The organism is Micromonospora sp. LHW51205 (assembly GCF_003315815.1).
Lineage (GTDB): Bacteria > Actinomycetota > Actinomycetes > Mycobacteriales > Micromonosporaceae > Micromonospora > Micromonospora chalcea.
The window spans coordinates 90,850-108,673 of sequence record NZ_QMEZ01000006.1; the positions used below are offsets into that span (position 1 = coordinate 90,850).

Annotated in this window: 19 protein-coding genes; 11 read left to right on the forward strand and 8 right to left on the reverse strand. The window is 74.1% G+C overall.

The genetic code is table 11. The features are described from left to right. Positions 1-45: 45 nt before the first annotated feature. Positions 46-759, reverse strand: a complete 714-nt coding sequence (locus DQE82_RS22355; protein WP_113973723.1) for an MSMEG_4193 family putative phosphomutase — start codon at positions 757-759, stop codon at positions 46-48. A gap of 668 nt (positions 760-1,427) precedes the next feature. Here DQE82_RS22355 and DQE82_RS22360 point away from each other — a divergent pair. Next, positions 1,428-2,015, forward strand: coding sequence for a hypothetical protein (locus DQE82_RS22360; protein ID WP_113973725.1), 588 nt, complete (start codon positions 1,428-1,430; stop codon positions 2,013-2,015). Positions 2,016-2,072: 57 nt separating this feature from the next. On the opposite strand, the gene DQE82_RS22365 is transcribed toward DQE82_RS22360, so the two are convergent. Continuing rightward, positions 2,073-2,909, reverse strand: coding sequence for an undecaprenyl-diphosphate phosphatase (locus DQE82_RS22365; RefSeq protein WP_043324430.1), 837 nt, complete (start codon positions 2,907-2,909; stop codon positions 2,073-2,075). Continuing rightward, entirely contained in the window at positions 2,906-3,958 is a 1,053-nt protein-coding gene (locus DQE82_RS22370; RefSeq protein ID WP_043324433.1) for an LLM class F420-dependent oxidoreductase, read from the reverse strand. The genes DQE82_RS22365 and DQE82_RS22370 overlap by 4 nt, the downstream gene beginning before the upstream one ends. 163 nt (positions 3,959-4,121) lie before the next feature. On the opposite strand from DQE82_RS22370, the gene DQE82_RS22375 reads away from it, so the two are divergent. Together DQE82_RS22375 and DQE82_RS22380 are read left to right on the forward strand one after the other, a co-directional pair. After that, the gene (locus DQE82_RS22375; RefSeq protein WP_030504007.1) at positions 4,122-5,090 is read left to right on the forward strand and encodes an aldo/keto reductase; all 969 of its coding nucleotides are present in this window, start codon (positions 4,122-4,124) and stop codon (positions 5,088-5,090) included. A gap of 70 nt (positions 5,091-5,160) precedes the next feature. Next, positions 5,161-5,352 carry a DUF5703 family protein gene (locus DQE82_RS22380; RefSeq protein WP_043324435.1) on the forward strand — a complete coding sequence of 64 codons (192 nt, stop codon included), beginning with the start codon at positions 5,161-5,163 and terminating at the stop codon, positions 5,350-5,352. A gap of 54 nt (positions 5,353-5,406) precedes the next feature. Here DQE82_RS22380 and DQE82_RS22385 read toward each other — a convergent pair whose 3' ends face one another. Then, positions 5,407-6,060: a hypothetical protein gene (locus tag DQE82_RS22385; protein WP_030504008.1), complete on the reverse strand. Its 654-nt coding sequence runs from the start codon at positions 6,058-6,060 to the stop codon at positions 5,407-5,409. A 62-nt stretch (positions 6,061-6,122) separates the two neighbouring features. Continuing rightward, complete coding sequence (locus tag DQE82_RS22390) at positions 6,123-7,451, reverse strand: M20/M25/M40 family metallo-hydrolase (RefSeq protein ID WP_043324436.1); 1,329 nt, start codon at positions 7,449-7,451, stop codon at positions 6,123-6,125. Between the two features lie 127 nt (positions 7,452-7,578). Here DQE82_RS22390 and DQE82_RS22395 point away from each other — a divergent pair, with 127 nt between their 5' ends. Genes DQE82_RS22395 through DQE82_RS22405 form a run of 3 tightly spaced genes read left to right on the forward strand, consistent with a single transcriptional unit; the run spans position 7,579 to position 9,487 of the window. Continuing rightward, positions 7,579-8,196, forward strand: coding sequence for a hemerythrin domain-containing protein (locus DQE82_RS22395; protein WP_030504010.1), 618 nt, complete (start codon positions 7,579-7,581; stop codon positions 8,194-8,196). 47 nt (positions 8,197-8,243) lie between these two features. After that, positions 8,244-9,230, forward strand: coding sequence for a LysR family transcriptional regulator (locus tag DQE82_RS22400; RefSeq protein WP_043324440.1), 987 nt, complete (start codon positions 8,244-8,246; stop codon positions 9,228-9,230). Positions 9,231-9,250: 20 nt separating this feature from the next. Next, on the forward strand, positions 9,251-9,487 hold the full coding sequence (locus DQE82_RS22405; RefSeq protein ID WP_043324442.1) for a hypothetical protein: 237 nt from the start codon (positions 9,251-9,253) through the stop codon (positions 9,485-9,487). Between the two features lie 47 nt (positions 9,488-9,534). On the opposite strand, the gene DQE82_RS22410 is transcribed toward DQE82_RS22405, so the two are convergent. The 3 genes from DQE82_RS22410 to DQE82_RS22415 all read right to left on the reverse strand — a co-directional run bounded on the left by DQE82_RS22410 (position 9,535) and on the right by DQE82_RS22415 (position 12,667). Further along, a complete protein-coding gene (locus tag DQE82_RS22410; RefSeq protein WP_043324444.1) occupies positions 9,535-9,885 on the reverse strand; it encodes a DUF3140 domain-containing protein in 351 nt (116 codons plus the stop codon). After that, entirely contained in the window at positions 9,885-10,055 is a 171-nt protein-coding gene (locus tag DQE82_RS30870) for a hypothetical protein (RefSeq protein ID WP_199496081.1), read from the reverse strand. Before DQE82_RS30870 ends, DQE82_RS22410 begins: the two co-directional genes overlap by 1 nt. Before the next feature lie 62 nt (positions 10,056-10,117). Next, positions 10,118-12,667: an ATP-dependent Clp protease ATP-binding subunit gene (locus DQE82_RS22415; RefSeq protein WP_064446117.1), complete on the reverse strand. Its 2,550-nt coding sequence runs from the start codon at positions 12,665-12,667 to the stop codon at positions 10,118-10,120. 112 nt (positions 12,668-12,779) lie between these two features. Between DQE82_RS22415 and DQE82_RS22420 the strand changes: the two genes are divergently transcribed. From DQE82_RS22420 to DQE82_RS22440, 5 genes are all read left to right on the forward strand, one after another. After that, a complete protein-coding gene (locus tag DQE82_RS22420; protein ID WP_043324447.1) occupies positions 12,780-13,157 on the forward strand; it encodes a hypothetical protein in 378 nt (125 codons plus the stop codon). 174 nt (positions 13,158-13,331) lie between these two features. Beyond that, positions 13,332-13,592 (forward strand): hypothetical protein, encoded by a 261-nt coding sequence (locus DQE82_RS22425; RefSeq protein WP_030504016.1) that lies wholly within the window; start codon positions 13,332-13,334, stop codon positions 13,590-13,592. 9 nt (positions 13,593-13,601) lie between these two features. Further along, positions 13,602-14,480 (forward strand): hypothetical protein, encoded by an 879-nt coding sequence (locus tag DQE82_RS22430; RefSeq protein WP_113973727.1) that lies wholly within the window; start codon positions 13,602-13,604, stop codon positions 14,478-14,480. Then, positions 14,473-17,145: an FtsK/SpoIIIE domain-containing protein gene (locus tag DQE82_RS22435; protein WP_064446118.1), complete on the forward strand. Its 2,673-nt coding sequence runs from the start codon at positions 14,473-14,475 to the stop codon at positions 17,143-17,145. The genes DQE82_RS22430 and DQE82_RS22435 overlap by 8 nt, the downstream gene beginning before the upstream one ends. Beyond that, on the forward strand, positions 17,142-17,813 hold the full coding sequence (locus tag DQE82_RS22440; protein WP_064446119.1) for a hypothetical protein: 672 nt from the start codon (positions 17,142-17,144) through the stop codon (positions 17,811-17,813). The genes DQE82_RS22435 and DQE82_RS22440 overlap by 4 nt, the downstream gene beginning before the upstream one ends. The last annotated feature ends 11 nt before the right edge of the window (positions 17,814-17,824 follow it).

Consider the following 17,824-nt stretch of genomic DNA (forward strand, 5'->3'; position numbering starts at 1 on the left):
ACCGACGCCGAATCCGCCCAGAGCGAACGCGCCGCGCCGGGCCGGCTATCCGGCCGCGCCCGCGCCCCCGCCGACCGCCGCGTCCGACTCGGCCGGCCGCGCCGCGCGCCGGCGCCGCTTGCGCGGCGGCGGGACCAGCGCCGACAGGTCGCCGCCGGTGTCGTTGAGCCGGACCAGGAACGGCCGCAGCGGCGTGTAGCGGATCGCGGTCACCGACGCCGGGTCGGCCACGATCCGCTGAAAAAGATCAAGGTGTACGCCGAGCGCGTCCGCCACGATCGCCTTGATCACATCACCGTGGCTGCACGCGAGCCAGACCGCCTCCGGTCCGTGCTCGGCGGTGACCCGCGCGTCCCACGCCCGTACCGCCGCCACCGCGCGCGCGGACATCGCCGCCATCGACTCCCCGTGCGGGAACGCGGCGGCGCTCGGGTGCTGCTGCACCACCGGCCAGAGCGGCTCCTTCGCCAGCTTCTTCAGCGACTGCCCCTCCCAGTCGCCGTACCCGCACTCGATCAGCCCGTCGTCCACCACGGGCTCGGCGTGCGGCAGCGCCAGTTCCAGGGTCTGCCGGCAGCGGATCAGCGGGCTGGTCACCACCGCCGCGAGCGGCAGCCCGGCGAGGCGTGCGCCCACCGCCGTCGCCTGCGCCCGGCCGGTGTCGTCCAGCTCGACCGGTTGCCGCCCAGCCAGGCCGCCGTCGGCGTTCGCGGTGGTCCGGCCGTGTCGCAGAAGCAGAAGGGTCGCCACGCAGACCACCCTAGGCGGTACGCCCCGACCGTGATCGTCCCGCCACGACGCCGACCTTTCCCGCCCTCACACCCCGTCCCCGCCCTCACATCCCGTCCGCGTCGATCGTGATCGCCCGTCGCATTGCGCAGCTCGTTCGTCTCGCGCGGCACTCCGCCAGAGATCTTGGAAGATTTGGGCCCCTATGAGAGCCCTTTCCTTCCAAGATCTCCTGAGGTAGCGGCGCACGCCGGAGATCTTGGTACGTTCCCGCCCTTGTAGGGGCCGTTCCGTACCAAGATCTCCGGCCAGCCCTGCCGTCGGCGACCCGACCTCCCACACGATCATGAGGTTGGCGGTGACAAAACGGACACGAGGTGCCGTCAACCTCATGATCGACGCTTCGGGGTCACGGGAGGGTGAGCCGGGGTGGCGGGTGGGGTGGGTGTCGGGTTTCGGGGTGGTTGGGGACACCCGGGTGGCGGAATCGGTGGCGGGGCGGGGGCGTTATACCTGGTGAACGACCGCAGCAGCATCCCCCGGCACCCCGGAATGATCCCGGGGCGGCGGTCGTTGGACATGTCTCCGGCCCCCGCAGCCACGGGCAGCGAGCCGGATCCCCCCGAAGACTTCTTGAGCGCCTGACGGTGCCCACGCACTCGCCCCCGGGTGCGTCGACCCCCGAATGGAGCCCCCTCATGAACACGATCCTGCGCAAGAGCATCCTCGGTATCGCCGGTCTGACCGTCGCCGGTGGCCTCGCCGCCGGCCCCCTCAACCACGACACCAGCACCCCCACCACCCGCAACGCCGCGGTCACCACCACCCAGGCCGCGAAGCTCGACAGCGCCGCGCTGATCCCGCACGGCGTGCAGGGCGCCCAGTCTCGCATCGACCTCGATGACGAGCAGACCAAGAACGTGAAGGCGATCATCGCGGCGACGAAGAAGGCCGGCATGGACGAGCGTGCCGCGGTCGTGTCGATCGCGACCGCGTTGCAGGAGTCGAAGCTGGAGAACCTCGGCCACCTCGGTGACCGTAACGACCACGACTCGCAGGGCCTGTTCCAGCAGCGCCCCTCCAGCGGCTGGGGCACGGTCGAGCAGATCACCGACCCCGAGTACTCCACCACCGCGTTCCTCAAGGGCCTCAAGCAGGTCGACGGCTGGCGCGACATGCCGCTGACCAAGGCCGCCCAGACCGTCCAGGTCAGCGCGTACCCCGACCACTACGCCCAGTGGGAGCAGCAGGCCGCCGACCTGGTCGCCGAGCACTGGAACAGCTGAGACAAGCGAAAGGCCGGCACCCCGAACATCGGGGTGCCGGCCTTTCGCATGACAGCGTCAGGTGGCGCTGATCGTGCCGGTGGCCAGCAGGCAGATCACCAGGCTGCCCAGCGCGACCCGGTAGAGCACGAAGACGTACAGCGTGTGGTGTGCGACGTAGCGCAGCAGCCAGGCGATGGCCGCGTACCCGACGGCGAACGCGATCAGCGTCGCCACCACCATCTGCGCCACGCTCGGCGCGGCGGTGCCGGGCGCGGACGGCTCGAAGACGTCCGGCAGGCTGAACACGCCGGAGATCACCACGGCCGGGATGGCCAGCAGGAACGAGTAGCGGGCCGCGGTCTCCCGGGTCAGGTTGAGCAGCAGGCCCGCGGTCAGCGTGCCGCCGGAGCGGGACACGCCTGGTACGAGCGCCGCGGCCTGGGCGAAGCCCATCACCACGCCGTCGCGCATCCGGAAGTTCTCCAGCGTACGGGTCTGCCGGCCCCAGTACTCGGCGAAGGCGAGCAGTACCGCGCCGATGATCAGCGTGCAGGAGATCAGCCAGAGGTTGCGGCCGGCGGTGCGGATCTGGTCCTTGAAGATCAGTCCGAAGATGCCGATCGGGATGGTGCCGACGATGACGTACCAGCCCATGCGGTAGTCGAGGCTGGAGCGCACCGAGCGGTCGAACAGGCCCAGACACCAGGTGCGGACGATCCGCCAGATGTCCTTGGCGAAGTAGATCAGGACGGCGGCCTCGGTGCCGAGTTGGGTCACCGCGGTGAACGACGCGCCCGCGTCCCGGCCGAAGAACAGCTCCGAGGTGATCCGCAGGTGCCCGGACGAGGACACCGGAAGGAACTCGGTCAGCCCCTGGACCAGGCCCAGGACGATGGCCTCGATCCAGGTCACTCCCCGACTCCGGACAGCTCCAGCGCCTCGGCGACGGTCCGCAGGGTCTGCACCCCGCTCTCCCGGTCGGCCACGAACAGCGACACCGACAGCGTGGTCACGCCCGCGGCGGCGTACTCCCGCATGCGCTCGGCGATGCGCTCCTTCGGGCCGAGCAGCGAGGTGCGGTCGATGAACTCCATCGGTACGGCGGCGGCCGCGTCGCGCTGCCGCTTGGCCAGGTAGAGGTCCTGGACCTCGCGGGCCGCGTCGCCGTAGCCCATCCGGGTGGCGAGCTGGTTGTAGAAGTTCTGCTTGCGGCTGCCCATGCCGCCGACGTACAGCGCGGCGTACCAGCGGACCAGCTCGGCGCAGGTGGCGACGTCGTCGCCGACCACCACCGGCACGGACGGCACCACGTCGAAGCCGGCCAGTTCCTTGCCGGCGGCGGCGCGGCCGGCCCGGACCGAGGCGAGGTGCTCCTCGGCGAACTCCGGGGAGTAGAAGACGGCCAGCCAGCCGTCGGCGATCTCGCCGGCCAGCTCCAGGTTCTTCGGGCCGACGGCGGCCAGGTAGATCGGGATGTGCTCGCGCGGCGGGTGGAAGCCCAGCCGCAGCGCCTTGCCCGGGCCGTCCGGCAGCGGCAGCGTGTAGTGCTCGCCGTCGTACGCGACCTCCTTGCGGGCCACCGCCAGCTTGACGATGTCCACGTACTCCCGGGTGCGGGCCAGCGGCTTGGCGAACCGCACGCCGTGCCAGCCCTCCGAGACCTGCGGGCCGGACACGCCCAGGCCGAGCCGGAACCGGCCGCCGGAGATCGTGTCGATGGTCGCCGCGGTCATCGCGGTCATGGCGGGCGAGCGGGCCGGGATCTGCATGACCGCCGACCCCACGTCGATCCGCTCCGTCTGTCCGGCGATCCAGGACAGGATGCTCGGCGAGTCCGAGCCGTACGCCTCCGCGGCCCACACGACCGAGTAGCCGAGCCGGTCCGCCTCCTGGGCCAATGCCAGGTGGTCGAACGGCGTGCTCCACGCCGTTTGGTATCCGAGGTTGAGCCCGAGTCGCACTGATCCTCCCGCCATCCGCACCACAGGTCGCATCAGGTTACGCAATGAGCGTGGCGCCCTCGACGTCCGGCTCACCCGAACATGTCACACCGGTCTGATGTCGCGCGGGAACTTGACTGCGGCGAGGATATCCGTGACGCCGGGTTCGAAATAAGGTTCACGCATGCAACAGCGACCGCTCGGCCGAAGCGGGCTGGCGGTATCGCGGCTCGCGCTCGGCACCATGACCTGGGGACGCGACACCGACGCCGACGACGCGGCCGCCCAGCTGAAGAGTTTCCTCGACGCGGGCGGCAACCTCGTGGACACCGCGGACGTGTACGCCGACGGCGACGCCGAATCGGTGATCGGCTCGCTGCTGGGCAGCCTGGTGGACCGCGACGAGCTGCTGATCGCCACCAAGGCGGGGCTGCGGCCGGGCAGCCGCCGCCGGGACGGCTCGCGCGGGCACCTGCTGCGCACGCTCGACGCCTCGCTGCGCCGGCTGGGCACCGACCACGTCGACCTGTGGCAGGTGCACGGGTACGACCCGGACACGCCGCTGGAGGAGACGCTCTCGGCCCTGGACCATGCCGTGTCGAGCGGGAAGGCCCGCTACGTCGGCGTGTCGAACTTCTCCGGCTGGCAGACCGCCCGCGCCGCCGCCTGGCAGGCCGCCTGGCCGGGGCGCGCCCCGGTGGTCGCCGCGCAGGTGGAGTACTCGCTGCTGGAGCGCGGCGTGGAGCGGGAGGTGCTGCCCGCCTGCGCCGGGATGGGGCTGGGCGTGCTGCCCTGGTCGCCGCTGGGCCGGGGCGTGCTGACCGGCAAGTACCGCAACGGCCGCCCGGCCGACTCGCGGGCGGTGTCGCCGCACTTCGAACGGTTCGTCGCCACCTACCTGGAGCCGCGCTGCTCCAGCATCGTGGAGGCGGTCGCCATCGCGGCCGGCGGGCTCGGCGTGTCGCCGCTGGAGGTGGCGCTGGCCTGGGTGCGGGACCGGCCGGGCGTGACCGCGCCGATCCTGGGCGCCCGGACCGTCGGGCAGCTGCTCGGCGCGTTGCAGGTGGAGCGGATGACGCTGCCGGAGGAGATCGTCACGGCGCTGGACGACGTGTCGGCGGTGCCGGTGGGCTACCCGGAGCGCGACGGATGAGCCGCGCCGGGGCGGTCCGGGTCACCGTCAGGGGGTGGCGGAGGGCCCGCGACCTGGGCAGCATAGGGGCATGGACTACGAATACGCGCCGCTGCGGTTGCCTTCGAACGTCGATCGGCTGACCGCCGCGGCGCAGCTGGCGATCCAGGCCGAGTTCTCCGGTTGGGAGCTGGCCCGGGTGCGGCTCTACCGGGACGGCACGCGGCAGGTGGTGCTGCGGCGCCGCCTGGTGAACAAGCCGCAGCCGGGCCTGTCGTACTGACGGGCCCGTCCCCGGGGCCGCGCGACGCGGCGCCGCCCCGGGGACGCGCACGGCCTAGTGCGCGTGGTCGTGCTCCTCGTCGAGCTCCATGAACGGGTGCTCGTCGAGCCGGCCGACCAGCCGGTCGTCGGCGGCGGGCTGGAACGGCCCGACCGGGTCGTCGTCGTCGAACGACTCCAGGTCGACCGGGGTGCCGACCTCGCTGACCATGACCACGCCGTCGAGCGGCTCCAGCTCCGGCACGTCCAGCGCGGACAGCGAGCCGTCGCCGCTCTGCAGCAGCTCCAGCACCGCCTCGCCGACGCCCTCCACCGGGGCCGGCTCGTCGTCCTCCGGGGTGCCGTCGCGGCGGGCCGCCTCGGCGGCACGCAGCAGCGCGGCGACGCTCGGCACCCGGTAGTCGCGCCGCTGCCGCACCGAGATGACCCGCGGGTGCGGGTCGGTGGGCTCGCCGCCCTCCACGGCGCCGAAGCGCTCGTCGGCCTCGTCCGGGTCGATCGACTCCACGTCCCAGGGCGTCACCTCGCCGAACGCGTCGAGCAGCTGCTCGTCGTAGGCGAACGAGGCGTTGTTCAACGCGACGTACGCCTGCCAGACGGCGTCGTCGTCGATCCGGCCCTGAGCGGCCCGGACGGCGGCCAGGTGGGCGCGAGCGGCGTCGATCACCCGCTCGAGGGCGGCATCCAGCTCACCGTGCTGGTCGGTCATGTGTGGCAGTCCCTTCGCGATGGGGGGAGGGTTCCGTGCCGACGGCGCCGCTGTGGGCGCGGTCAGCAGGTACGCAGGAAGCGGTCCAGAACCCGCACGCCGAACTGTAGTCCGTCCAGCGGAACCCGCTCGTCGATGCCGTGGAACAGGCCGGAGAAATTGAGGTCGGCGGGCAGCCGCAGCGGCGCGAAACCGAAGCAGCGGATGCCGAGCCGGGAGAACGCCTTGGCGTCGGTGCCGCCGGAGAGCATGTACGGCACCGGGTGGGCGCCCGGGTCCTCGGCGCGCAGCGCGGCCGACATGCCCGCCACCAGGTCACCGTCGAACGTGGTCTCCAGGGCCGGCTGGCGCTGGACGTACTCGATGGCGATGTCCGGCCCGACCAGCTCGCGCAGCTGCCGTTCCAGCTCCTCGCTCTGCCCGGGCAGGCTGCGGCAGTCGATGGTGGCGGTGGCCCGGCCGGGGATGACGTTGTCCTTGTAGCCGGCGGCCAGCCGGGTCGGGTTGGCGGTGTTGCGGATGGTCGCGCCGATGATGTTGGCGATCGGGCCGAGCTTGGCGATCGCGGTCTCCGGGTCGTCCGGGTCGATCTCGATGCCGAGCACGTCGGACACCTCGGCCAGGAAGGCGCGTACGGTGTCGGTCATCACCACCGGGAAGCGGTGCCGGCCGATCCGGGCGACCGCCTCGGCCAGCGCGGTGACCGCGTTGTCGTCGTGCATCATCGAGCCGTGGCCGGGCCGGCCCTTGGCGTGCAGGCGCAGCCAGTCGATGCCCTTCTCCGCGGTCTCGATCAGGTAGAGCCGGCGCTGCTCGTCCACGGAGTAGGAGAAGCCGCCGACCTCGCCGATCGCCTCGGTGCAGCCGTCGAACAGGTCGCGGTGCCGCTGGGTGAGGAAGTGCGCGCCGTAGTCGCTGCCGGCTTCCTCGTCGGCGGTGAACGCGAGCACGATGTCGCGCCGGGGGCGGACGCCGGCGCGCTGCCAGCCGCGGACCACGGCGAGGACCATGGCGTCGAAGTCCTTCATGTCGATCGCGCCGCGGCCCCACAGGTAGCCGTCGCGGATCTCGCCGGAGAACGGGTGCACCGACCACTCGTCCGGGTCGGCGGGCACGACGTCGAGGTGGCCGTGCACGAGCAGCGCGTCGCGGCCCGGCTCGGTGCCGGGGATGCGGGCGACCACGTTCGCCCGGCCGGGGGCGGATTCGTGGATCTCGGCGTCGACGCCGGCCTCGGCGAGCTTCTCCGCCACGTACTCGGCGGCGCGCCGCTCCCCCACGCTGGTGTCGTTGTCGCCGGTGTTCGTGGTGTCGATGCGCAGCAGGTCGCGGCAGAGGTCCACGACCTCGTCGGTGGCGTCGGGCCGGGCGGGGAGGGCGTCGCTCGTCATCGCTTCCTTATATCAGCAGGCGGGGTCGTCGCGGCCGTCGGTGCGCGCCGCGGTTTCGTGGATCTCCCGGCCGGGTACCGGCGGAGGCGCCCGGGACATCGACCCCGGCCGTCACGAGGAGGGCCCCATGACCGTCCCGCTGCCGCCGCTGCCGCCCGCCGCCGACGACGCGTACCGGCCGGGTGGGCGAAGCGTGGCCGACCTCGTGGACACCGAGCACCGGGCGCTGCTGGGGCTGGCCGACCGGGTCACCGACGCGGCGCTGACGGCGGCCGAGCGGCGCGACGTGCTGGACGTGCTGACCGCCGCGGTGTCCCGGCACCTGTCGGCCGAGGAGCAGTATCTGTTCCCGGCGGCGCGGGCCGCCATGCCGGACGCCGTCGAGCTGGTGGAGCGGGAGATCGAGGCCGACGCCGGGCTGCTGACCGCGCTCAAGGAGCTGTCCGGCGCGGACGACCCGGCGGTCGCCGACGTGGCCGAGCGGGTGCGCCGGCACGTCAGCCGCGTCGCCGCGCTGGTCACGCCGTTGCGGGAGGTGGCGAGCGACGCCGAGCTGATCCGGCTGGGCAACCGGTGGGAGATCGCGGAGGAGGCGGCGCCGACCCGGCCGCACCCCGGCACGCCGGCCACCCCGCCCTGGAACAAGATCGTCGAGCCGGCGGTCGGGGTGCTGGACAAGGTGCGCGACGCGGTCTCCGGACGGCGTACCCGGCTGAGTGACCTGGAACACCGCCGCCAGAGCTGAGCCGATCGCCCCTTTCGCGTATCGGTTCGTGGTCCTACCGTCACGGTATGGATCTGGAGCTGCGACACCTGCGTGTGGTCTGCGCGATCGCGGAGACGGGGAGCGTCACCAAGGCCGCCTCGGCGCTCGGCCTGGCCCAGCCGGCGTTGACCGCCCAGCTTCAGCGGATCGAACGGGCGCTGGGCGGGCCGCTGTTCGAACGGGACCGCCGCGGCGCCCGCCCGACCGCGCTGGGCGAACTGGTGCTGGACCGGGCGCGGGTGCTGCTGCCGGCGATGAAGGGCCTGCGGGACGAGGCGGCCCGGATGGCCGGCGCGGGCGACCCGCTGCGCCGCTACCGCTTCGGCGGGGTGAACAGCCCGATCATGGGCCGGCTGGTGCACCGGCTCGCCGCCGAGCGGCCGGACGCGCAGATCACCACGTACGCCTCGTGGTCGGTGGACGAGCTGGCGCAGATGGTGGCCGGCGGCCGGCTCGACTTCGCCCTCACCGGGGTGTGCGGCGACTCGACGCCGTCGGCGGGGTTCGGGCTGAGCTGGCGGGAGGTGGCGGTGGAGCCGATCTGCGTGCTGCTGCCGCAGACCCACCCGCTGGCCGGTCGCGCCGAGATCGACCTGGTCGACCTGAGTCACGAGCGGTGGGTGGCCGCGCCGGGCGACGGCTGCTTCGGCGACTGCTTCGCCGCCGCGTGCGCCCGCGCCGGCTTCACCCCCAAGAAGGTGTACGAGGCGGACGTGCGGGCCGCCCTGGAGCTGGTGGACGCGGGCGAGGCGGTGGCGTTGTGCCAGGCCACGTTCCGGCCGGTCGCCGGGCTTGTCACGCGGCGGCTGGCCGGTTCGCCGCTGCGCTGGCGGCTGCTGCTCGGCTGGCACCCGGACGTGCCGGCGGCCGCGGTGGCCGACCCGGTGCTGGCGGCGGCGGTGGCGGCGTACACGGACGCGCTGGCCAACCATCCCGACTATCTGGGCTGGTTGCTGGCGCACCCGGAGTTCGGCGTGCAGCCCAACGGCACCGGCGGGGTGCGAATCGCCTGAACCCGGGTAACACCGGCGACATGACTGATCTGTATCCGGCCGCCGACCAGCGGGAGCTGCTGCGTCAGGCGGCCACCGCGCACACCACCGCCGCCGCCGAGGTGGAGGCGTTCCTGCGGCGGCTGCCGGAGGTGCCGGACCCGGCCGACGTCACCGAGTACGCCAACCTGCTCAGCCGTGCGGAGCGGGCCCGGGACGACCTGCTGGCCGCCGCGGACGCGGCCGGGCTGCGGCTGCCCAGCCTGGAGTCGGAGTAGACGCCGGCGCCCGGGTGGGTGACCCGCCCGGGCGCCGGCGTACCGGCTCAGCGTTCGATCAGGACGTCGTGGCCGAGGTCGAGCAGGGCGTGCCGCCACTCGTCGTCGGCGTTGCCCCGGCGTGGCCGCTGCGCGGTCAGCTCCCGGATCCGGGTGATCGCCTCGCGCATCACCTCGATGTCCTCCGGCGTGAGGTCCACCTTGCGCTTGCGCAGCACGGCGAGGATCTGCCGGCCGGGTTCGGGCAGGTCGAGGTCCGGGCCGGGGCCGAACGCCTCCTCCCCCGAGCCGCGGGTCAGCAGCCACTGCCGCAGCGTCTCGGAGGACACGTTCACCTCGGCGTGGAAGTCGTCCCAGATCACCTCGACCTCGGGGTCGAGTCGCGCCTCGCGTGCCATCACGCCTCCTCTGCCGACGGCGGCCCGGATGCCGGCTCGCCCTCGTTCGGTGTGTGCTGCTTCAGGCCCTCCGGCGGCACCCGCACCCGGGACGGGTTCGCCGTCGGGGCCGCCTCGATCGGCTCACCGGCCCCGATGTCGCCGTCGGGGACCTCCTCGGGTTCGGTCATGTCCGCCCTTTCGATCCGTCGGTGACGAGGCGGTCCGGCCCGTGGGAACGGACCGTCGCCGGTCATCGGGGATGAGACGTGGTGGCTGCCGCGTGCCCGCGTTCACCGGCGGTGACGTCGAATACCAGCTGGTCGTCGCGGGCGTCGACAATGACCTTCTGCCCCGGGGATATCTCGTTCTCCAGCAGCATCCGGGACAGCCGGTTGTCGACCTCGCGCTGGATCACCCGGCGCAGCGGGCGGGCGCCGAACTCCGGCTGGTAGCCGTGCTCGGCGAGCCAGTCCACGCCGGCGGTCCTGAAGTCCACCTGGATGTCCTGGGCGTGCATGCGGCGGCGGGTCTCCTCCAGCAGCAGCCCGGTGATCTGGCGCAGCTGCTCGGCCTCCAGCCGCTGGAAGATGATCACCTCGTCGATGCGGTTGAGGAACTCCGGGCGGAAGTTCTCCTGGAGCCGGCGCATCAGCCGTTCCCGCAGCTCGTCGCTCTCCTGCTGGCCGGGCGCGCCGCTGGCGAAGCCGACGGTGCGCTGGGCGCCGGTGATCAGCTCCGAGCCGAGGTTGCTCGTCATGATCAGCACGGTGTTCTTGAAGTTCACCGTCCGGCCCTGGCTGTCGGTGAGCCGGCCGTCGTCGAGCACCTGGAGCAGGATGTTGAACACGTCCGGGTGCGCCTTCTCGATCTCGTCCAGCAGCACCACCGCGTACGGGCGGCGGCGGACCGCCTCGGTGAGCTGGCCGGCCTCCTCGTAGCCGACGTACCCGGGCGGCGCGCCGACCAGCCGGCTGACCGTGTGCCGCTCCTGGAACTCGCTCATGTCCACCCGGACCATCCGGTCCGCCTCGCCGAACAGCGCCTCGGCCAGCGCGCGGGCCAGCTCGGTCTTGCCGACGCCGGTCGGGCCGAGGAACAGGAAGCTGCCCATCGGCCGGTTCGGGTCGGCCAGCCCGGTGCGGGAGCGGCGCACCGCCTCGGAGACGGCGCTGACCGCGTCGTCCTGGCCGATGATCTTCTCGTGCAGGTGCCCCTCCAGGCGCAGCAGCCGGTCGCGTTCCTCCTCGGTGAGCTGGGTGACCGGGATGCCGGTGGCCCGGGAGACCACCTCGGCGATCTCCGTCGGCCCCACCTCGGGCACGTGGTTGGGTCCCTCGTCGCCGCGGGCGCGGCGCACCTGGTCCTCCAGCTCGGCGACCCGGTCGCGCAGCGCGGAGGCCCGCTCGTACTGCTCGTCGGAGACCGCCTGCTCCTTGTCCCGGCGCGTGTCCTCGAGCTGCTGCTCCAGCTCGCGCACGTCCTCGGCGGGAGTGCGCGTCCGCAGCCGCACCCGCGCGCCGGCCTGGTCGATCAGGTCGATCGCCTTGTCCGGCAGGAACCGGTCGGTGACGTACCGGTCGGACAGCTCACCGGCGGCGATCAGCGCCTCGTCGGTGAACCGGACCTGGTGGTGCGCCTCGTACCGGTCGCGCAGCCCGCGCAGGATCGCCACGGTGTCCTCCACGCTCGGCTCGGGCACCAGCACCGGCTGGAACCGGCGGGCCAGCGCGGCGTCCTTCTCGATGCTGCGCCGGTACTCGTCGAGCGTGGTCGCGCCGATGACCCGCAGCTCGCCGCGGGCCAGGGCCGGCTTGAGCATGTTCGACGCGTCCATCCCGCCCTCGCTGCCGGCGCCGCCCGCGCCGACCAGCGTGTGGATCTCGTCCAGGAAGATGATCAGCTCGTCGCGGTGGGCGCGGATCTCGTCGATCACCTTCTTCAGGCGTTCCTCGAAGTCGCCCCGGTAGCGGGTGCCGGCGACCAGGCCGGACAGGTCGAGCTGGATCACCCGCTTGCCGATCAGCGTCTGCGGCACGTCGCCGTCGCAGATCCGTTCCGCCAGCCCTTCCACGATCGCGGTCTTGCCGACACCGGCCTCGCCGATCAGCACCGGGTTGTTCTTGGTCCGCCGGGACAGGATCTCCACCGCCTGCTCGATCTCGTCGGCGCGGCCGATCACCGGGTCGATCTGGTCCATCCGGGCCAGCTCGGTGAGGTCCTGCCCGTACTGGTCGAGGGTGGGGGTGCCGCGGTCCGGGCGCGGCGTGCCGGCCGCGCCCCGCTCGGCGCTGGCCGCCTGCAACGACTCCGGCTGGATCCGGCCGGCGGCGAGCATCCGGCCGGCCGGCGACTCGGGGTTCAGCGGCAGCGCCATCAGGATGTGCTCGGGACCGATGTAGTTGGCGCCCATCGCGCGGGAGAGCTGGTGCGCGTCCAGCAGCGCCCGCTTCGCGGCCGGGGTCAGCGACAGGTTCGGCGGCACCTCGCCCCGGGGCGCGCCCTCACCCCGCCCGCCGAGCGCGTTGACGAGCGTGTCCGGGTCGGCGCCGGCCCGGCGTACCAGGTCGCGCAGCGGCTCGCGCTGCAACGCCGCCCAGAGCAGATGGTCGGTGTCCAGGTCGTTGCTGTGCTTCTGAGCGGCCCGGCGGGCCGCGTCGGCGAGCATCTCCCGGGCGTCGGCGGTCATCAGTCGGGTGATGTCGACCCGGTGCGCCGGTCGGCGTCCCCCCTCGCCCCGGCCGAAGTATCGGGCCAGGAACTCGTCCCAGGGGTCGTTGCCGAAGTCACCCGGTCCCATCATCATCGTCCTCCGCAGTCGGTCGGCACGACCGGTACCCGGCACGCGCGGCACGGTCGGCGGTGGCTACCCGGCGGTCGGCGCGACAAACGCGACCGGATGGCAGGCTGAGGGCATGGAGAGCAGACCGCTGCTGGTCGTGGACGGCGCGAACGTGGTGGGCTCGCGCCCGGACGGCTGGTGGCGGGACCGGGCCGGCGCGGCCGCCCGCCTGCGCGACGCGCTGGCGTCCGTCGGGGAGGCGGGCCTGCCGCCGGAGCTACCCCCGCCGGTGCAGGTGGTGCTGGTGGTGGAGGGCGCGGCCCGGCACGTCACCTCGGCGCCCGGCGTCGAGGTGGTGTCCGCGCCCGGCTCCGGCGACGACACGGTGGTGGAGCTGGTGGCCGCCGCGCCGCAGCGGCGGCGGGTGGTGGTCACCGCCGACCGGGAGCTGCGCGAGCGGGTGACCGCGCTCGGCGCGGAGGTACGCGGCCCGCGCTGGCTCGGCCGCTAGATCATCCGGTTCCGTCAACGGGACCGGCGGGCTCGCCGACGGGACCGGCGGCGAGGTCTTCGCGCACGTCAGGGCCACAACCGGACACGCGGGCGACAACCGCCTGAGGGTGGATGCTCGCCCACTCGTTCCGATGGGTTGTAATGGAGATCTCTTTTGCCCCCAGGAGGTTCCGTGGCGAGCGTCGCCGAGCTGAAGGCCGCCATCGATGTCGCGCTCCAGCAGATCGGTGACGGCCAGACAGCGGTGCAGGCAGCGGGCGAGAAGCTGGCCGAGGCACAGCAGACCCTGGCCGGCGCGCTGGAGGGCAGCGGCCACGAGACGGTCGAGGCGGCCCAGGCCTCGCTGACACAGGCCAGCCAGGAGCTGGAGGAGTGTCTCGCCGCGACACTCGTCGCGGTCGAGCAGGCGCAACTCTACGTCGCGACGCTCTGAGGCCGGGCCGTGTCCATCGTCGAGGACATCGGCGCCCAGGTCCGCGCCGCCGCCGAGGACCTGCCCCTCGCCCAGCTCGCCGCCGCGCTGGAGAAGCTCGGCCAGGCGCAGGAGCGGCTGCGCTGGGTACGCCAGGAGTCGGCCGACCCGATGGGGGTGCCGGAGCTGTCCTCGGCCACCGAGCACGCCGAAACCGCCGGCTACGCGCTGCGTGTGGCGCAGGAGCAGCTCACCGCGTACCTGGCCGCGATCGGGCTGGCCCCCGACGGCGCGCCGCCGGCCCCGCCGGGCGAGCGGCCGCCCAAGCACGACACGCCGCGCGGCGAAGCGCCGCCCGCGCCGGGCGCCGCGCCCGAGCCGGGCGAGCAACCCGCGGTACGACGCTGGTGGGCGGTACGGGTGGCGGAGCTGACCGGCGGCCGGGAGGGTACGCCCGACGAACCGGACGAGCGCGTCGGGGACTCCCGGGAGCTGCTGCGCCGGGTGGTCGCCGGGGTCCGCTCCGGTGACCGGGACCGGCTGCACCGCGACCTGCGCGGCGCGCACGCCGACGTGGGGCTGGGGCTGGCCGCGATCGCCCCGCCGCTGCTGCGCGAGCTGGCCGGTGAGCTGCTCGGCCACCCGCCCCGCGCGGACGACCTGCCCCGGCTGCGCGACGCGCTGGAGTCCCGGGTCCGTGACCTGCTGCCCGGCCTGCCGCGGCCGGTGCTGGACACGCTGCTGACCCGGGTGTGCCGGATGCCCCCGCCGCGCCGCGACGACGACGCGGAGCAGCCGCACGCGGCCGACCCGGCGGTCACCGCCGGCGTGCTAACCGGGGTGCTGCTCGACCGGCTCGGCCGGGACCTGCCGAAGGACACCGACGAACGGGAGACGTCCCGTGGCTGACGTCCGCACGCAACTGGTGACGCGGGTCCGGGGGATGCTCTCCGAGGCGCTGGGCGCCACCCGTACCCGGCTCGCCGCCGCCGAGGCGGAACTGACCGCGAGCCGGGAGCGGCTGGCGCGTACCCGCAAAGCCGCCGCCGCAGTGCCCGCCCGGGTGGGCGCGGCCCGCGACCGGCGCCTGGCCGAGATCGACGCCCGGCACACCGCCCGCCTCGCGGAGCTGGCCCGCCGGGCCGCCGCCGCGGCGCAGCGGGAGGCGCCGGGCGCGGCGTCCGCGCCCTGGGACCGCTGGCAAGCCACCCCCGCCGGCCGGTCCGAGCCACCGGGCGCGTTGCGGGTCGGCACGGTACGCCTCGACGGCGCCGAACCGGTGCCCGCGCTCGTGCCGCTGCTCGATGCCGGGCACGCGCACCTGGCCGGCGGCGACCGGGACGGCCTGGCGGCGGTGGTGCCGGCGCTGCTGCTGCGCTCGGTCGGCCGCGCCGACCCGGGCGCGGTGCGGCTGTACGGCTACGACCCGGAGCACCTGGGCGGCGGGCTGGCCGGGTTCGCCCCGCTCGGCACCGCCGGGCTGCTCACGTTCGTCGGACCGGGTGGCCTGGGCCGGCTGCTGGACGACCTGGTGGAGCAGATCCGCCGGATCAACGCCACGGTGCTGGCCGGTGAGTACGCCTCGCTGCGCGACCTGGCCGCCGCGACCGGACGCCGCCCGGAGCCGTGGCGGGTGGCGGTGCTGCTCGGCGGTGACGAGCTGTCCCGGCACGAGCGCGGCCAGCTCGACCGGGTGGTACGCACCGGCGCCGCGTGCGGCGTGCACCTCGTGGTCCGCGGCATCGAGCTGCCCGACGACCCGACCGTCACCCGGATCGTGGTCGAGCCGGACGACGCCCGGGTGGCCGGGCTGCCGGTGCGGCTCGACGCGCCGCCGCCGCCCGCGCTGGTCACCGAGACCTGCCGCGCGGTTGCCTCCCGGGTCGCCGCCGGCCCTCCCCCGACGCCGTTCACCGACCTGCTCCCGCCGCCGGACGAGTACTGGCGGGAGGACTCGTCGCACGGGCTCAGCGCGCCGGTCGGCGAGGGCCCGCACGGGCGGCAGGTGCTGCTCACGCTCGGCGACTACCCGCCGCACGCGCTGATCGGCGGCCCGTCCGGCACCGGCAAGACCAATCTGATCTTCGCCTGGATCGGCGCGCTCGCGGCCCGCTACTCCCCCGCCGAGCTGGAGTTCTATCTGCTGGACTTCAAGGAGGGCGTGTCCTTCGCCCGGTTCGCGCAGGGCCGGCGCGACCCGAGCTGGCTGCCGCACATGCGGCTGGTCGGCATCAACGTCAACACCGACCGGGAGTTCGGCCTGGCGCTGCTGCGCTTCCTCGCCGAGGAGCTGCGCCGCCGCGCCGACGCGGCGAAGAAGCACGAGGTCACCAAGCTCGCCGAGCTGCGCGCGGTGGACCCGGACGGGCACTGGCCACGCATCGTGGCCGTGGTGGACGAGTTCCAGGCGCTGCTCGCCGGCCGGGACGTGGTCGCCCGGGAGGCCGCCGACCTGCTGGAGGACCTGGCCCGGCGGGGCCGGTCGCAGGGCATCCACCTGGTGCTCGCCTCGCAGGACGTACGCGGCATCGAGGCGCTGTGGGGGCGGCCCGCGCTGGTCGCCCAGTTCACGCTGCGGATCGCGCTGCCGAAGGCGCTGCGCATCCTGGCCGAGCGCAACGACGCGGCGCAGTCGCTGCCCCGCCACCACGCGGTCATCAACGCCGAGTCGGGCCTGGCCGAGGGGAACGAGGTGGCCCGCATCCCGTCGGCCAGCGACTGGGAGACGTGGAGCGAGCTCCAGCACCGGCTGTGGCGGATGCGCCCGCAGGACGCCGCGCCGGCCCGGCTGTTCGACGGCGACGCGATCCCGAAGCTGGCCGACGCGCCGGATTTCCGCGCGCTGACCGCGCCGGAGCAGGGCGTCCCGCGCAACCCGGTGGCGCTGCTCGGCGAGATCATCGACGTGCAGGCCCGCTCGGCGGCGCTGCGGCTGCCCCGCGCCCCGGGCCGCAACCTGGCGGTGCTGGGCACCCGGGTGGACGAGGCGTGCGCGGTGCTCGACGCCGCCGCCCGCTCGCTGGCCCGGCAGTACCCGCCCGGCGCGGCCCGCTTCTCCATCGCCTGCCTGGACCCGGACGCCGACCCGGCCGCCCGCGCGCTCTACGAGGACCTGGCCGGGGACGCCTCCTGGTACGACGAGGAGACGGTGCCGGAGCTGATGGCCGAGGCAGGTGACGGGCTGGGCGCGCCGGGCGCGCCGCGTACCCCGCACTTCCTGCTGCTGTACGCGGTGGACGCGGCCGCGGCGGCGCTCGCCGGCAAGGCCGGTACGCGCACCGGGCTGGAGCAGCTGCGCCGGATCCTGCACGACGGGCCGGAACGGCGTACGCACGTGCTGGCGTGGTGGCGGGGCGTGGCCCGGATGCGGGCCGACCTGGGCGGCGCGGGCGCGCGCACGGATCAGATCGGCGCCTGGGTGGCGCTCGACGTGCAGGGCGGTGAGCTGGGCTCCTCGCTGTATCCGGGCAGCGGAGGGCCGGACTGGTATCCCCGGCCGTGGCGCGGTCTCTACTTCGACCGGGCGGTGCACCGCACCGGACAGGTGATCATCCCTTATGGTCCGTCCCGATGAACGAACCGGTTACCAGTGAGACGTACAGCGCGCAGATCCGCCGGCTCGCCGAGCTGACCGCCCGGGTGGCCGCCCAGCGGGCCGAGGCGCACACCTGGTACGACCAGCAGGTGGCCGCCGCGGACCGGGCGGTCGCCGAGGCCACCGAGCAGATGCGGCAGGCCGAGACGGAGGTGGCCGAGGCGTCCCGGATGGTGGAGCGGGTCGACGGCGAGGTCACTCACCTGTGGACGCAGTTGCGGGCCCGGCTCGGTGTGGGCGCCCGGCGGCTGGGTGACCCGCCCGGCCCGGTACGCGGGGCCGCCGGTGACCCGGTGCCGCTGCTGCGCGCGGTCCGGGACCTGCTGGAGCGCACCGGCGCCCCGGGTGAGCTGCCCGGCTCGGTGAATCCGCTGCTGATCGCCTGCGGCATCGGCGGGGCGCTGGTGGCATACGCGCTGGGGGTGGCGGCGCGAGCGCTGGCGGCCGGCGCCAGCGGTGACCTGGCGGTGGGTCTGCCGGTGCTGGCGCTGGTGGTGACGCTGCTCGGCCCGGTGATCGGGCTGGCGCCCGCACGGCTGCTGGCCGACCGCCGCCACGCCGTGCTGACCCCACGCCCGATGATCCTGGTGGCCGTCTCCGGCCTGGCGACGACCCTGCTCCTGCTGACGGTGACCTACACCCGCTGACCGCCGCCCGT